General features: G+C 44.6%; 15 protein-coding genes. 12 read left to right on the forward strand and 3 right to left on the reverse strand.

The features are described 5' to 3' along the window. Positions 1-55: 55 nt before the first annotated feature. From araD to ACYVGZ_RS13905, 5 genes are all read left to right on the forward strand, one after another. On the forward strand, positions 56-1,777 hold the full coding sequence (gene araD / locus ACYVGZ_RS13885; RefSeq protein WP_460756783.1) for an L-arabinonate dehydratase: 1,722 nt from the start codon (positions 56-58) through the stop codon (positions 1,775-1,777). Then, on the forward strand, positions 1,777-2,544 hold the full coding sequence (locus ACYVGZ_RS13890; RefSeq protein ID WP_460756786.1) for an HpcH/HpaI aldolase family protein: 768 nt from the start codon (positions 1,777-1,779) through the stop codon (positions 2,542-2,544). The genes araD and ACYVGZ_RS13890 overlap by 1 nt, the downstream gene beginning before the upstream one ends. 11 nt (positions 2,545-2,555) lie before the next feature. Continuing rightward, positions 2,556-3,098: a TRAP transporter small permease gene (locus ACYVGZ_RS13895; RefSeq protein ID WP_460756789.1), complete on the forward strand. Its 543-nt coding sequence runs from the start codon at positions 2,556-2,558 to the stop codon at positions 3,096-3,098. Positions 3,099-3,102: 4 nt separating this feature from the next. Next, a complete protein-coding gene (locus ACYVGZ_RS13900) occupies positions 3,103-4,389 on the forward strand; it encodes a TRAP transporter large permease (RefSeq protein WP_460756792.1) in 1,287 nt (428 codons plus the stop codon). 62 nt (positions 4,390-4,451) lie between these two features. Beyond that, the gene (locus tag ACYVGZ_RS13905) at positions 4,452-5,207 is read left to right on the forward strand and encodes a TSUP family transporter (protein WP_460756794.1); all 756 of its coding nucleotides are present in this window, start codon (positions 4,452-4,454) and stop codon (positions 5,205-5,207) included. Between the two features lie 7 nt (positions 5,208-5,214). Here ACYVGZ_RS13905 and ACYVGZ_RS13910 read toward each other — a convergent pair whose 3' ends face one another. After that, positions 5,215-5,952: a GntR family transcriptional regulator gene (locus ACYVGZ_RS13910; protein WP_460756797.1), complete on the reverse strand. Its 738-nt coding sequence runs from the start codon at positions 5,950-5,952 to the stop codon at positions 5,215-5,217. Between the two features lie 214 nt (positions 5,953-6,166). Between ACYVGZ_RS13910 and ACYVGZ_RS13915 the strand changes: the two genes are divergently transcribed. Then, complete coding sequence (locus tag ACYVGZ_RS13915) at positions 6,167-7,237, forward strand: TRAP transporter substrate-binding protein (protein WP_460756800.1); 1,071 nt, start codon at positions 6,167-6,169, stop codon at positions 7,235-7,237. Between the two features lie 61 nt (positions 7,238-7,298). Here ACYVGZ_RS13915 and ACYVGZ_RS13920 read toward each other — a convergent pair whose 3' ends face one another. Continuing rightward, the gene (locus tag ACYVGZ_RS13920) at positions 7,299-8,183 is read right to left on the reverse strand and encodes a LysR family transcriptional regulator (protein ID WP_460756802.1); all 885 of its coding nucleotides are present in this window, start codon (positions 8,181-8,183) and stop codon (positions 7,299-7,301) included. A gap of 109 nt (positions 8,184-8,292) precedes the next feature. Here ACYVGZ_RS13920 and ACYVGZ_RS13925 point away from each other — a divergent pair, with 109 nt between their 5' ends. Continuing rightward, positions 8,293-9,504 (forward strand): Gfo/Idh/MocA family protein, encoded by a 1,212-nt coding sequence (locus ACYVGZ_RS13925; RefSeq protein WP_460756804.1) that lies wholly within the window; start codon positions 8,293-8,295, stop codon positions 9,502-9,504. A 73-nt stretch (positions 9,505-9,577) separates the two neighbouring features. Here the strand turns inward: ACYVGZ_RS13925 and ACYVGZ_RS13930 are convergent, their stop codons facing one another. Next, on the reverse strand, positions 9,578-10,417 hold the full coding sequence (locus ACYVGZ_RS13930) for a 2OG-Fe(II) oxygenase family protein (RefSeq protein WP_460756807.1): 840 nt from the start codon (positions 10,415-10,417) through the stop codon (positions 9,578-9,580). Between the two features lie 384 nt (positions 10,418-10,801). Between ACYVGZ_RS13930 and ACYVGZ_RS13935 the strand changes: the two genes are divergently transcribed. From ACYVGZ_RS13935 to ACYVGZ_RS13955, 5 genes are all read left to right on the forward strand, one after another. Further along, on the forward strand, positions 10,802-11,368 hold the full coding sequence (locus ACYVGZ_RS13935) for a YqgE/AlgH family protein (protein WP_460756809.1): 567 nt from the start codon (positions 10,802-10,804) through the stop codon (positions 11,366-11,368). After that, positions 11,369-11,812, forward strand: a complete 444-nt coding sequence (gene ruvX, locus ACYVGZ_RS13940; RefSeq protein ID WP_460756812.1) for a Holliday junction resolvase RuvX — start codon at positions 11,369-11,371, stop codon at positions 11,810-11,812. It begins immediately after the preceding gene. Positions 11,813-11,899: 87 nt separating this feature from the next. Further along, a complete protein-coding gene (gene pyrR / locus ACYVGZ_RS13945) occupies positions 11,900-12,394 on the forward strand; it encodes a bifunctional pyr operon transcriptional regulator/uracil phosphoribosyltransferase PyrR (protein WP_460756815.1) in 495 nt (164 codons plus the stop codon). A 112-nt stretch (positions 12,395-12,506) separates the two neighbouring features. Further along, entirely contained in the window at positions 12,507-13,511 is a 1,005-nt protein-coding gene (locus ACYVGZ_RS13950; protein WP_460756817.1) for an aspartate carbamoyltransferase catalytic subunit, read from the forward strand. Further along, positions 13,512-14,792, forward strand: coding sequence for a dihydroorotase (locus ACYVGZ_RS13955; protein ID WP_460756820.1), 1,281 nt, complete (start codon positions 13,512-13,514; stop codon positions 14,790-14,792). It abuts the gene before it with no gap. Positions 14,793-14,818: the final 26 nt, after the last annotated feature.

Below are 14,818 nucleotides of genomic sequence, written 5' to 3' on the forward strand. Positions count from 1 at the left end.
CAACCTACTTGCTACTAAAACAAAAACAACGACACGAAAACCACAGGACAGTCACATGGCAAAACAGATTGAAGACCTTCGCAGTCAGCGTTGGTTTGCCCCTGATAACATGCGTGCTTTTGCCCATCGCCAACGCACACAACAAACTGGCTACAAACGCAGTGATTTTATGGGACGTCCCGTTATTGGAATTATCAATACATGGAGTGATATTAGTACCTGTCACACCCATTTAAGAGAGCGGGCGCAATTTGTAAAAGAAGGCATTATCCGGGCGGGCGGTTATCCGCTTGAGTTGCCTGCAATGTCTTTAGGAGAGGTCATGGTGAAACCAACCACCATGATGTACCGCAATTTTCTCGCCATGGAAACGGAAGAGCTATTACGCAGCCACCCGATTGACGGCGCCATTCTGATGGGCGGCTGCGACAAAACGACCCCAGGCTTAGTTATGGGGGCAATCAGCATGAATATCCCCGCCATTTATATCCCCGCCGGAGCCAGTTTAAATGGTAATTTTAAAGGGCAAAAGATAGGCACTGGGACCCATACCCGTAAATTTTGGGATGAAAAACGCGCGGGCAACCTCAGTGATGAGGACTGGCTTGAACTAGAAGCCAAAATGACTCGCTCAGTCGGAACCTGTAACACTATGGGAACGGCCTCTTCTCTTACTTCAATGGCAGAAGTATTAGGTTTTTGTTTGCCAGGCTCAGCTACCATTCCAGCGGCCGATTCAGCTCATCAACGTTTATGTTCTTTAGCGGGTGAACGTATCACAAAAATGGTGTTTGAAGATTTAACACCGAAAAAACTGGCCACAAAAGAAGCTTTCGAGAACGCCATTGTTAGCTATGTAGCCTTGGGGGGATCGACCAACGGTATTATTCATTTAATCGCAATGGCCGGTCGTGCGGGTATCGACCTCCCAATGGCAGACTTTGATAAATGGGCTCGTAAAGTGCCGGTGATTGCCAACTTAATGCCGGCTGGTGAATACCTAATGGAAGACCTCTTTTATGCGGGTGGGCTTCCGGCCTTATTGACGCGCTTGAAGTCTCATTTACATTTAGATCAATTGAACGTGAATGGTCGCACACTTGGCGAGAACTTAGATGGCGTTGAAATTTACAATGACGATGTAATCAGGCCATTAGATAACCCTGTGAACGATCGCGGCACGATCGGTGTTATTACGGGTAACTTATGCCCTGATGGTGCTGTGTGTAAGCCTTCAGCAGCGTCTCCTAATCTTTTGAATCACCGAGGTAAAGCCTTGGTATTCGAAGACCATCACCAAATGAATGCCCAGATAGATGACCCTGATCTAGACGTAGATGAAAACACTGTGTTGGTGCTAAAAAATGCAGGGCCTATTGGCGGCCCTGGCATGCCTGAATGGGGAGGGTTACCTATCCCGAAAAAACTGCTGCAGAAAGGGGTGCGGGACATGGTGCGCATATCCGATGCTCGTATGAGCGGCACGCACTATGGAACCTGTATATTGCATGTCTCCCCAGAATCTTATGTAGGTGGCCCATTAGCCTTTGTAAAAACAGGCGACTGGATCATCTTAGATGTAGAAAGCCGTACATTAAACTTAGATATCAGTGAAGAAGAAATGGCGGCTCGTAAAGCCGCTTGGACGCCCCCACCACCAAAATTCGCACGTGGCTATGGCGCCATGTTTTCCAGTCATGTGACACAGGCTAACGAAGGCTGTGATTTTGATTTCTTACAAGGTGACGCAGTCATCGATGAACCGGAGATTTTCTAATGAGTACAACCCTAAACCCGTTTAAACAGCGTCTACTGAATGGTCAAAAGCTTTTAGGAGGTTGGACTCTATCAGGAAGCCCCACGGTTGCAGAGGCAATGGCATTTTTAAACTATGATTACCTAGTGGTCGATCTAGAGCACAGTCCAGCCAGTATTCATGACACAACGCCTATTTTACGAGCAATTGAACAAACCCCGACCGCACCAGTGATTCGCATGCCAAGCCATGACTCTATTGCTATTAAACAGGTCCTAGATCAAGGCGGGATGACACTCTACTTTCCGTTTGTCGAGTCAGTAGAAGAAGCTAAGAATATTGTTCAAGCCAGCATGTATCCGCCCCTTGGTAAGCGCGGCTTTGCTAAGATGCATCGCGCTGCTCGTTATACCACTCGTGAAGATTACCCTCAGGCTGCAAACGAACAAGTTTGTTTGATCCCGCAATTAGAGACGCCAGAAGCGTTGGAGCTTGCTGTAGATATTGGTAAGCTAGAGGGAATCAGTGCCGTGTTTATTGGCCCTGGCGATCTTTCGATGGCAATGGGGATGCCAGGGCAGGTAAATCACCCTGACGTTCGCGCCAAAATTCAAACTTGCGTGGCGGCTTGTAACGCTGCGGGTATTCCAGTTGGAACGGTGATGCCGTCCCCTGGAGATGCTAAATGGGCATTAGAAATAGGCTTTAATTTTGTTTCTATGGCAAACGATCTAGCGAACATGTTAGGGCAATGTAAAGCACATTTAGCGGAAATGAATCACTCATAAAGGGTATTTATATGCTTTTACTCACAATAATAACAAAAGGGCTAGGGCAGCTTAATTCTGTTATCATTTTTGTTTTTAAATACTTGGCGATGGCCGCGGTGGCCGTCATGACCTTGTCTATATTGGTACAAGTATTTTGTCGTTATGTGCTCGACGACTCTCTACCTTGGTCTGAAGAGCTAGCGCGTTATCTCATGGTCTGGATGACATTTCTCACCTTGCCGGTGGTCTCTCGAATGAAGCAACATGCTGCGCTGGAAATCATTCTAGGGGCGTTGCCTGCACGTTTGGCGGTGTTGTTAGAGCTTGCTCTGTATGTATTGGTTGCGATTGTTTTGTTCTATGCATTCGATCGCAGCTGGGATTTTGCCGTGAAGGGCAATCGTATGTTGGCAACTGCTTTGCCTATTACGAAAGCTTGGTCTTATATGGCCATGCCTATTGGCTTTGGGGTCATGATGCTGGTTTACCTTGAGCTATTTCTAGAAGCTATTCAAAGGTTGATTCGTGGTGAATCTGATGTCGCTTCCACACCATTAAGTAGCGAGGGCTAATGGCATGAGTATCGCATTTTTCTGGATTTTATTATCCGTTATGTTCTTAGGCATGCCAGTTGCGTTTGCCTTACTGTTTGCGCCAGGAGTAAGTCTATTCTTGGAAGGCAAAGAAATGTTCTTCCTATTGCTGACACAGCGTTTATATAACGGCATAGACAGCTTCCCTTTGATGGCCATCCCATTCTTTATGTTGGCAGGGGAAGTGATGAACCGAAGTGGTATTACCTTGTCTTTGGTGCAAGTTAGCCAAGCATTCATCGGCCATTTACGAGGTGGTTTGGCACAGATCAATATTTTGTCTTCCATGTTGTTTGCAGGATTAAGTGGGTCAGCGGTAGCAGACTGTTCAGCCCTGGGTAAGATGCTGATTCCTGCCATGGAAAAAAATGGTTACTCACGTCGCTTTGCCGCGGCAGTCACCGCTGCTTCATCGGTTATCGGCCCTATTATTCCCCCAAGCGGCATCATGATTCTGTATGCGTTTGTGATGAATGTATCTGTAGGTGGATTGTTCGCCGCTGGTATTATTCCAGGCATTATGGTGGGCGGTAGTTTAATGCTCATGACTTGGTTCCTGGCTAAGCGTCGCGGCTATAAAGTTGCATCTGAAAAGGCAACTTGGGGAGAGCGTCGCACTGCGGTTAAGCAAGCTTTTTGGCCACTTTTAACACCAGTTATTCTCCTTGGGGGTATTTTATCGGGTGTTTTCACACCGACAGAAGCGGCGGCAGTGGCGGCGGCCTATGCTTTAGTGGTGAGCTTGTTGTCGCGTACTATGACGGTAGCGTCTTTACCTGATCTTTTGTATGCCACTGCTAAGTCTTCCGCTGTTATTCTATTTCTTGTAGGTAGTGCGGTAGCTTTTTCATCGGTCATCAGCTTGTCGGGTGCGCCACAAAAAATTGCTAACTTTATGGTGACTCTGACTGAGAATCCGTTGCTCTTACTCTTGATCATTAACATTCTATTATTGCTAGTAGGTATGTTCTTGGATGCAGGGCCAGCTATTTTGATTCTTGGGCCAATATTGGGGCCAATAGTGACTCAGTTTGGTATTGATCCACTGCATTTTGCTATCGTCATGTGTGTCAATTTGACCATAGGCCTAGCGACACCCCCTATGGGATTGGTGCTCTTTGTGGCTTCCAGTGTTAGTGGTGAGAAAGTAGAAACGATTAGCCGTGAAATGCTGCCGTATTTGTTGACTCATTTGGTCGTCATTGTTCTGATTACCTACATCCCTGCTTTAACAATGACATTGCCTCGTTTATTTGGCTTTGCCTCCTAATCCCCTTTAATTCTTGTTCTTGAGGCATCTAAACCTAGATGCCTCTGGTAAGGCTTCTTGCTATGTTAATTGACGCCTCTAGCTTACTGTTGCTGCTGTTTTTTGCATTGGGCAGCTACATTCAAGCCACAACAGGCTTTGCCTTTGGCTTAATTGTCGTAAGCAGTGTCTCGGCTTTGGGTTTGGCTCCAATCGATATTACGGCTTTTGTAGTGGGTGTCTTGAGTCTGATTAATGCTGGCGTTGGCTTATCTGGAGGAGATTGGCGCTTAGCAAACCGGCGAGCATTGGTAGGCTTTTTAATGACTTGCTTGCCTGCGACAGTGGTGGGAGTGTGGTTACTAGGCTATCTTGGTGAAAATGCGTTAGGTTGGTTGCAAACATTACTAGGCTTATGCATTGTTGTGAGCAGCTTAGTGATGATGTTACAGAGACGTCAACCTAACAAAGGGTCTTCACTTCAAGCCTTTTCGTTGAGTGGTGTAATTGGTGGCTTGATGGGAGGGATGTTCTCGACTTTTGGGCCACCGATAACCTTCATGATGTATCGCCAACCTGATGCACAAGCCACTATTAGAGCAACTTTGCTGTCGGTATTCTTTTGTACCGCCTTGTTTAGGGTGTCATCAGTGGTGGTTTCTCAACCAATAGCAAACTCAACCTTACTCTTATGTGCATTGGGGTTTCCAGTGGTGCTGGTCATGACGATTCTGGCTAAAAAGTACCCTTTACCCATTTCTAGTCGAGTGATGAGGTTCTTTGCGTTCAGCTTGCTACTACTATCAGGTGTTAGCCTTTTTTGGCAAGGACTGAACTAACCCTAAGTTAGTTCAGCTCGACAATGTAATGCAGGTGCTCGGTGTTTGCTCGGCTTAGACGATACTCGACCATCTTGCCATCTAGTGAGCGTGCTGTACGGGCAACTTCCAATAAGGGCTGGCCCAGCTCTACGTTAAGTATGTCTTGATCTTTTTGGTTTGCTGGTACCGCCTTAATGCGATCGACCGCTTTATGAATAGTGATATTAAATTGTTGCTGATAGAAATGATAAAGCGAGTGCGGTAGTTTCTCATTGAGCTTCATAGCGGCGAAATAGCGACGCGGCAAATAAATGAGCTCACGGATACAAGCGGATTCATTAATAAACCTGACTCTATGTATTTCTATTAGTTCTTCTCCAGAAGTTAGCTGAAAAATCTCCGTAAGTTCAGCATTGGCAGGGACTAGCTCAATGGTCAATTTTTGAGCGTTGGGTAGTTCAGTGACATCACCGTTATCACTTTTGAAATGGAAAAAATGAAAGAGCATTTGCTGTAGGGTATGTTCGGAAACAAAAGTACCGACACCTTGTCGTCTAAAAAGCACATTCTCTTCAGTTAACGCGCTTAATGCTTTTCGCACAGTACCTTGGCTCACCCCTAGTAAGTCAGCAAGTTGAAATTCGCTAGGTAACATTTCCCCTGGCTTCCAAATGCCTTCAACGATTCTTTCAGTAATAAGCTCTTGTACTTGCTGATAAAGAGGCTTAAAAGTAGGTGAAGCTTTGTTTGTTGTGCTTTTCATCTCTTGACCTATTTCGCTTAAATAAATACACAACACATAAAAAACAAAAAATATCTTTTATCTTCTTGAAATATGTGTCTTGTATAAGATATAAAACAAGAATAACAAATAAAAGACAAAAGTGGTGAATAAAAGTAAACTTACTGCTTGCATTATTTGTTCTGAGAATGAAAATAAATGAGTGCTTTAAAAAAATAACAACGGAGCTTTCGTAATGAAAAAAACGACCTTCTTAAAGAAAACAGCGACAAAATTTGCCCCTTCCTTAGTTGCAGCTAGCATGGCTGTGGCCGCATTGCCTGCTATGGCGGCGGATTATGAATTCAATATAGTGCATTTATCTAACACCAGCGATGAAGATTATGATGGCGCTGTCGTATTGAAGGACTATGTAGAAGCTCAGTCTAATGGACGTATCCAAGTTAATATTTATTCTGGTGGTCAACTGTGTGGTAACCCAACAGAGTGTCTTGAAGCATTGCAAGCTAACTTGATTCAAGTCTTCAACACGACAACGGGTGGTTTGGCGAATGTCTTTCCTGAGATTCAAGCTCTAGATATTCCATATATGTTCCCAAGTGATCGTATCGCAGAGTGTGCCTTGAACAGCGAATTGCTCGCAGGTCCAATCCGTAAAGAGCTTCTAGACCGTACTGGTAGCATGCGCCTAATGACGATTGGTAATACTGGTGGCTGGCGTAACTTTGCGACAACCAGCACTCAGATCAAATCTCCAGCTGACGTAAAAGGCCTGAAAATCCGTACGATCAACTCACCTATTCAAATGGAATTAGTGAAGTCTATGGGCGGCAGTCCAACAGCTGTGCCTTGGCCTGAGGTGTACACCTCTCTTGCAACTGGCCTGGTTGAAGGTTCTAAAAACGGCATTACCGATATCATGGGCATGAAATTTAATGAACACATTAAGTACATGACATTAGACGGTCATGCTTACATGGCATCAATGTGGTGGATGAATAACGATTCCCTAAAAGACATGCCTGAAGACTTACAGCATATCATGATGGATGGTTTTGATGCCCTACGTATGGTGACCACGGTTATGCCTAAGCGCCGTCAAATTGAAGCTTACAACGCCTTCAAAGAGTCTGGTGGTACTATCTACGCACCAACAGCGGATGAGAAGTCTCAATTCCAAGCAGCAGCTAAACCAGTTCGCGATTGGTTTATCACTGAATACGGTGCGAAATGGGTCGATATTACTCAGGGTGCAGTAGATGCTTGTGAAGCCTCAATCGATAAAGCTTACATGGCACAAAACTAAGTTTTAAAGCTCTGTTTGGTGTAATCTTAGCCAGCGGTCTTAGATCGCTGGCTTTTTTATGTTAAAAATCTTCTCTAAGGTGGCTAACCAGCCTGCTCATAGCGGCTGTTTGAGTGCCTTTGCGCCACACAAAATGAATGGCCAGTTCAGGCAACTTACCATTAACTTCTCTAAAGGTTAGCCCTTCACGTTTATCAAAGGCAGTTGAATCAGGTACTAAAGACACACCAACACCAGCAGCCACAAGTGTTCTGGCGGTTTGAGTTAGTCTAGCAACTTGAACAATATTGAGCTCTACGCCAGCCTGATGTAAGTGATGCATGATTTGATCATACAGAGCTGGGTGAGCCTGACGAGCAAAAGAAATAAAAGGCAGCTGGTGAAGTGCTTTTAAGGGAACTTTGCTTAGTTTGGCGAGAGGGTGAGTATCCGGTAAGGCCAAAATATGTTGTTGGGTCTCATAATGCTCATGCTCAAGATCTGTAATGTCCATAATAGGGTTGAGCAAAATCATAGCCATGTCTATACGCTCGGCTCGCAATGCGTTGAGTGCTTGCTGAGTGGTCATTTCTTCTAGGTTGAGAGTGATATCAGGATAGTCTTTTTTGAACTGAGCTAAACCCGCAGAAAACCGGGGTGTACCCGCTGCCCAAACAAAGCCTAACGATAAATTGCCAGCATTACCATTGGCAACCGCTCTGACTTGTTCCTGGACCTTATCCCAGCTATCTAGCATAGCACGAGCTTGAGGTAAGAAGGCTTCTCCGGCAGGTGTTAGCAAGACCTTTTGGCTACTTCTCTCAAACAGCTGAGCGCCTATTTCCTCTTCAATGGCTTTAATTTGTTGTGATAACGGCGGTTGAGCAATATGCAAACGTGCTGCGGCACGGCCAAAATGGAGCTCTTCCGCGACGGTGACAAAATAGTGGAGCTTTCTGAAACGCATAATATTATTTTTATATTAAACTATAGAGTAAGATATATTAGACATTAATGTTCCAATTTTCTATCTTAGTGGGACAAAATAATATTAAAAAATTGTTAGGACAGACATAATGAGTAGAGAAAAAATCGATGGCCAATTGTTTAGCTATACTGGCCCTGCCTTCCATTACATCAATGAAGAAGAGCGCCACTTTTTTGCCAAAGAGCCAGCTCAATTTCGCGTTAACTTAATCGGTTGCGGCATGATTGGCATGGAGCACATGCGCGTAGCAACTCGCGTTGGTCGTTCTGCTATTCATGGCGTGTTTGATCAAAACGAGCGTAGTATTCAAGTTGCGAAAGAAGAATTTGCTAAGATCACTGACGAAGACTTTAAAGTCTACGAGAGTTTAGAAGCGGCCTGTTTCGACCCAGACGTAGATGGCATTTTAATCTGTACGCCTAACTATACTCACCTTGAAGTTTTAAAGGTAGCGATCAAATCTGGTAAGCATATCTTCATGGAAAAGCCTATGGCGACTAAATTAGAAGATGCCTATGAAATTACCAAGATGGCGCAAGAGTACGGTTCTGTATTACAAATTGGTCTACAGTACCGCTATAAATCCATTTATTCAGAAGCTATTCACGAAGTGCTTGAGCGCAAAGCGGTTGGCGATGTGAAAATGATTAACATCATGGAACACCGTATTCCATTCCTAGACAAAGTGAATCAGTGGAATAAGTTTTCTAAGTACTCTGGTGGTACTTTGGTAGAAAAATGTTGCCATTATTTTGACTTGATGAACTTGTTTGCCCAGTCTCGTCCAGTACGAGTGTATGCGAATGGCTCACAGTCTACGAACTTCCGCGATTTCGAGTTCAAGGGAGAGAAATCAGACATACTAGACAGTGCTTTTGTAACCGTTGAATATGAAAACGGAGTACGAGCTGGCTTTAACCTTTGCATGTTTGCCCCTATGTTCCATGAAGAACTTTTGGTCTGTGGTGATGAAGGTCGGGTGAAAGCGGCGGAAATTGAAGATTTCAGTGAAAATGCACGATTACGTACAGAAATGGAAGTGTTCTGTGGTCAAAATCGTCCATCGAAAACCTCTCAGCCTAGCTACCCTAAACTAATTGAAGCGTCGGGTCACAATGGTGCAACCTGGTTTGAACATGTGGCTTTTGCTGATCAAATGGCGGGTAAGAAAACTGACAGTGCAACCGTTGAAGAAGGTTTCTGGTCCGTTGTCGTAGGCTGTGCTGCTGAGCTTTCTGTACAAACAGGTAAGCCGGTTGAAGTTGCTGACTTGCTGAAAGAGAAAGGCATATCTCTTTAAAACGAGAAGTTGCTTTTAGTGTCTCACGGTAGGTAACTAAAACGCCCAGTGATCTCTCGCTGGGCGTTTTTATTTATATTACCCCAAGCTCTACCAGCCTTTCGTGCAGGTAACTGCCTGCGGTATGGCGATTGGATAGAACTACTTCCGGTTTTGGGTGTAGGAAAAGCGGTAAGGAAATACGAGACTTTGTTTTATCCGCACCTTCGGGATTAATGACACGGTGTGACGTTGAAGGAAAATAACCGCCAGACGCTTCTTGTAGCATATCACCGATATTTACGATGAGGGTTCCAAAATCACAAGGCACGTCCATCCAGCTGCCATCTTTAGCTTTAACCTGTAAGCCAGGCTCGTTAGCAGAGGGCAAGATGGTCAAAAGGTTAATATCTTCATGGGCACCTGCTCGAATAGCGCCCAATTCTTCGTCGCCCTTTAGTGGCGGATAGTGTAAAACGCGTAACAGTGTTTGGTCGCTGCCTTCTATCATGCTGGATAAAGGTTGGGAATAATGTTGAGCCACTTCAGTAGGAGTATGAGCTTCTACCCAAGCAAGTAATTCAGAGGCCAGTTGGTTTGCTTCTTGATAATACTGGGCAAGTTTAGCTTTTTTATCTGCTGGGCACTGGCCCCAAGGGTAATAATGAAAATATTCCTTGATGTCTTTTTTGCTGTGACCTTTGGCAGTTTCCGACACGTCAGGTGGGAAAAAGCCATCTTGAGTTCCAATATTATAGCGATAATCGTATTTTTCTTCGCCATCAAAGAAGGTCTGCCACTCGGCATAAATTTGGCTGACTAGCTCTTTTTGGATTGGGTGATTTTTTAACACCCCAAAGCCTGTTTCACGAAGGGATTGTACAAAGTCTTGTTGCGCAGTGGCGCTAGTATAATCAACGGCTACCAATTTCATCTTTTTAGTTTCCTATAGTGGGATTAGTTACAAGTGAGTCTTAATAGAGTCGAGCTTGAGCTAAGAAGACCAGCCACTATGGAAAAAATAGCGCAAATCAACGGTCTCTGCGATGTAATCGAATCGCAGCCATTGAGTTGGCAGATGAGAGGTAATGAAGGGCATGTGTATTGTCCTACGATGAATTATTAAGCTATTTTACTGTTGCATTGGCGATTTTTAAAGCAAAAACACGATAAAAGATTGGATAAAAGCGTGAAATTTCTGAGCATCACCTATACTGCAATCAACCGACGAGTAATTTCATTGTCGTTCACCTTAATTAATAAGGTGTTTTTTTAAGCGCGAACCCAGCGCTAATTTTATAAAAGAGGGCACCATTCTATGACTGTATTATTTGATTCGTTTAAGCATCACTTTTTGATTTCAATGCCTCACCTTGATGATCCTCATTTCGAACATACCGTTGTTTATGTCTGTCAGCACAGCCAAGAAGGCGCAATGGGGCTGATTATTAATAAACCTTCAGACGTAGATTTTACCGAGTTAGCGAACTATTTAGGTATGCCGATTACCAGCCCAAGTCTGACATCTCTGCCCATTTATAATGGAGGACCAGTGGAAGCAGAAAGAGGCTTTATTCTGCATTCGTCTGAAAAACAATGGGGAAATACCCTCCATATTAATGAAGAGGTGTCCTTGTCTGCCTCGCTAGAAACATTAGAAAAAATTGCAGCGGGAGAAGGCCCTAAAGAGTTTATTATAACGCTAGGTTGTGCCGGCTGGCAGGCGGGACAGCTAGAAGCTGAAATTGCCAATAATGATTGGCTAGTATGCGAGGCCGATTTAGACGTATTATTCCGTACACCAAGCGAATTACAATTTAGTGCCGCAACTAAAGTGCTTGGCATAGACATGACACAACTTTCATCGGATATAGGACACGCTTAAATGACGGCTCAACAGCCAACAGAAACACAGTCTCCCCTTACAGTACTGGGGTTTGATTTCGGCACAACGAGAATGGGGGTGGCTTTTGGTCAAAGTGTTACTGGCACTGCACAGCCTTTGGCGCCGTTAAAAGCGAAAGATGGCATACCAAATTGGGATGATATTGGTAAATTAGTGAGCGAATGGCAGCCTGAAGCTTTTGTAGTTGGTTTACCTTTAGACATGGATGGAACTGAAAACGAAATGTGCCTAAGGGCTCGTAAGTTTGCGAAGCGTTTGCATGGTCGCTATAACAAACCGTATTTTATGATGGATGAGCGGTTGTCGTCCTTTGAAGCCAAAGGACGGGTGATTGCTCAAGGAGGAAATCGAAATTTTAAAGAAAATTCAGTAGATGGCCTCGCAGCGCAAATGATCATAGAGAGCTGGTTTACTCAAGGTTAAAAAATACGACAAGGAAAAGGCGAATGAGGTAAAATACCCTCAGGCGCCTTATTAGGCATTGTTCGGTTTAGGATGTTGGGTAGAAATATGTTAGATCTAGAGCAGTCATTAGTCTCTATGAAAGAAAAACTGGCAAATTACTGTCAGCAAAGGAACATTCAAAACCCTATTATCGTAGGGATTCACAGTGGTGGCGTTTGGGTAGCAAAAGAGTTGCTAGAGGCTGTTTCAACCAGTGAGCCATTAGCTACCTTAGACATTACTTTTTACCGAGATGACTTTTCAAGAGCGGGACTTAACCCCAAAGTAGGTAAAACCTTGCTTCCGTCTACAGAAAACAGGCATGTCATTTTAGTGGATGATGTCCTAATGTCGGGCAGAACGATTCGTGCCGCTATGAATGAAATCTTTGATTTTGGCCGTCCAGCCAGTATCAGTTTAGCGATTCTATATGATTTAGGGCAGCAGGAACTTCCTATTAAAGCTGATGTAGTGGGTGAAACCTTAACGCTGCAACCAAACCAACGAGTGAAGCTATCAGGACCAACACCATTGTCTGTTGCTCTAATTGAAACAAACTGAATGAAGTAATGAGTACTCTATGGCGAGTGAAGTGCCAGTTTGCGTACAGGCTACTCCTCGCTCGATTTAACACACAAAGGCACAAGCCTTTACTGTTTGAGGAAAGCAAACCATGATGCGATCCGATCCTCGGGCGTTACAGCTAAATGAACAAGGTCAGTTAAAACACTTTCTAACCCTAGACGGTTTAGATAAAACCATTCTTACCGAAATACTAGACCGAGCAGATTCTTTTCTCTCTATGGGAGAGCAATCTGTTAAAAAGGTCCCTTTACTCAGAGGTAAAACAGTCGTTAACCTCTTTTTCGAAAATTCTACCCGCACCAGAACCACTTTTGAACTTGCCGCCAAACGCCTTTCTGCCGATGTAATCAACTTAAACATAGAAACCTCTGCCACATCGAAAGGTGAATCACTTCTCGATACCTTGAAAAACCTTGAAGCAATGCAGAGCGACATGTTTATTGTACGTCACTCAGACAGTGGTGCGCCGCACTTTATTGCGGAGCACTGTACACCAAATGTTGCCATTATTAATGCGGGAGACGGACGTCATTCTCACCCGACTCAAGCCATGTTAGACATGCTGACTATTCGTCGCCATAAAGGGCAGTTTGAAGGGTTAAAAGTGGCTATAGTCGGTGACATACTGCACTCTCGAGTAGCGCGCTCTCAATTACATGCGTTGACAACGTTAGGAGTTGAAGAAGTGCGTCTTGTTGGCCCGAAAACTTTGGTGCCTCAGTATTTTGAGGAAATTGGCGCTACGGTTTGCCATGATCTTGAAGCTGGCTTGCGTGATGTGGATGTGGTCGTAATGCTGCGTTTACAAAAAGAACGCATGGCTGGTGGCTTACTGCCGAGCGAAAGCGAATTCTATCGTTTGTATGGGTTAACAGAGGAAGCGCTTGCATGGGCTAAGCCTGACGCAATTGTAATGCACCCAGGCCCCATTAACCGTGGTGTTGAAATTTCTTCAGAAGTGGCAGACGGCGATCATTCGGTTATTTTGAATCAAGTCACTAATGGCATTGCAGTTAGAATGGCGGTGCTTTCTATGGCGATGAGCGGGCAGGTACAACCCAGAGAAGAATCGTTTGCGACGGGAGACCAATAAATGAAGTTACATATACAAAATGGCCGCTTAATTGACCCAAGCCAAGGGCTTGATCAAGTCGCAGACCTGTATGTTGAAAATGAAAAAATTGTAGCGATTGGCGAATGTCCAGCAGGCTTTGAAGGGGCCGAAAAAATTGATGCAACGGGGTTATGGGTTCTTCCCGGTTTAGTGGATACAGCGGTTGCGCTGCGCGAACCTGGTTATACCCAAAAAGGTAATATAGCCTCGGAAGCTCGAGCCGCAGTGGCCGGTGGGGTAACTACGTTAATTTGCCCACCGGACACCAAACCTGTTGTTGATACACCTTCTGTTGCTGCTTTAATACAAGATAAAGCAGATGAAGCTGGAATGGCCAATGTGTTCCCTCTTGGAGCTTTAACTCAGGGGCTCAATGGGCAACATTTGAGTAATATGGTGTCTTTGACAGAAGCAGGGTGTATTGCTTTATCAAACCACCGCCACCCAATGGCGAATAGTAAAATCCTATCTCGTGCTTTAGAGTACGCAGCGTCTCACGATTTGCTTGTTGTTTTTCACTCCGATGAAGCGAGTTTGTCTGAGGGAGGGTGTGCGCATGAAGGGGTTACCTCGACCTTGCATGGTTTAACAGGGGTTCCAGATACGGCAGAAACCATTGCTCTTATGCGTGATTTGCTGCTGGTTGAAAAAACCGGAGTCAGAGCTCATTTCGCCCGCTTGTCTTGTGCGAAATCGGTTGAAATGATAGCCGATGCCCGTGCTTCAGGGTTAGATGTAACGGCAGATGTTGCGATTCATAACTTATTGTTAACAGATCAGGTCCTAAATCAGTTCGACGGTCATTACCATGTCATTCCACCATTACGCAGCGAAGAAGATCGGTTAACCCTGCTGGAAGGGGTAAAACAAGGGGTAATTTCTGCGATCTGTTCAGATCACCAACCTCACGAAAAAATGGCTAAAGTGGCGCCTTTTGCCGCCACAGCGCCAGGTATGGCCAATGTTGAAGTGCTGTTACCTTTGGCTTTACAACTAATGGACGAAGGTGATTTAGATCTCAATAGAGTATTGGCTTGTTTAACCTATGGCCCTGCCTCTTGCTTCGGTTTAGAAGCTGGATCTTTGTCAGTAGGAAGCTTCGCTGACTTTGTGTTGTTCGACAGTACCAAACAGTGGCAGTGGACAGATGTAAACAGAAAAACAAAAGGTCACAATTCTGCGTTCCTAGGTGACAAGTTAGTTGGTAAAGTACAATCATCTTACATTTCTGGGCAGTGTGTTTACCGAGTAAGCGAATAGTCTAGAACTAGGTTGAGAATAAGGTG

It is taken from the genome of Marinomonas epiphytica (genome assembly GCF_054780655.1).

Bases quoted from the DNA above. Each gene is read 5' to 3' on its own strand.
- araD (WP_460756783.1), top strand. From the start codon at position 56: ATGGCAAAACAGATTGAAGACCTTCGCAGTCAGCGTTGGTTTGCCCCT.
- ACYVGZ_RS13890 (WP_460756786.1), top strand. From the start codon at position 1,777: ATGAGTACAACCCTAAACCCGTTTAAACAGCGTCTACTGAATGGTCAA.
- ACYVGZ_RS13895 (WP_460756789.1), top strand. From the start codon at position 2,556: ATGCTTTTACTCACAATAATAACAAAAGGGCTAGGGCAGCTTAATTCT.
- ACYVGZ_RS13900 (WP_460756792.1), top strand. From the start codon at position 3,103: ATGAGTATCGCATTTTTCTGGATTTTATTATCCGTTATGTTCTTAGGC.
- ACYVGZ_RS13905 (WP_460756794.1), top strand. From the start codon at position 4,452: ATGTTAATTGACGCCTCTAGCTTACTGTTGCTGCTGTTTTTTGCATTG.
- ACYVGZ_RS13910 (WP_460756797.1), bottom strand. From the start codon at position 5,952: ATGAAAAGCACAACAAACAAAGCTTCACCTACTTTTAAGCCTCTTTAT.
- ACYVGZ_RS13915 (WP_460756800.1), top strand. From the start codon at position 6,167: ATGAAAAAAACGACCTTCTTAAAGAAAACAGCGACAAAATTTGCCCCT.
- ACYVGZ_RS13920 (WP_460756802.1), bottom strand. From the start codon at position 8,183: ATGCGTTTCAGAAAGCTCCACTATTTTGTCACCGTCGCGGAAGAGCTC.
- ACYVGZ_RS13925 (WP_460756804.1), top strand. From the start codon at position 8,293: ATGAGTAGAGAAAAAATCGATGGCCAATTGTTTAGCTATACTGGCCCT.
- ACYVGZ_RS13930 (WP_460756807.1), bottom strand. From the start codon at position 10,417: ATGAAATTGGTAGCCGTTGATTATACTAGCGCCACTGCGCAACAAGAC.
- ACYVGZ_RS13935 (WP_460756809.1), top strand. From the start codon at position 10,802: ATGACTGTATTATTTGATTCGTTTAAGCATCACTTTTTGATTTCAATG.
- ruvX (WP_460756812.1), top strand. From the start codon at position 11,369: ATGACGGCTCAACAGCCAACAGAAACACAGTCTCCCCTTACAGTACTG.
- pyrR (WP_460756815.1), top strand. From the start codon at position 11,900: ATGTTAGATCTAGAGCAGTCATTAGTCTCTATGAAAGAAAAACTGGCA.
- ACYVGZ_RS13950 (WP_460756817.1), top strand. From the start codon at position 12,507: ATGATGCGATCCGATCCTCGGGCGTTACAGCTAAATGAACAAGGTCAG.
- ACYVGZ_RS13955 (WP_460756820.1), top strand. From the start codon at position 13,512: ATGAAGTTACATATACAAAATGGCCGCTTAATTGACCCAAGCCAAGGG.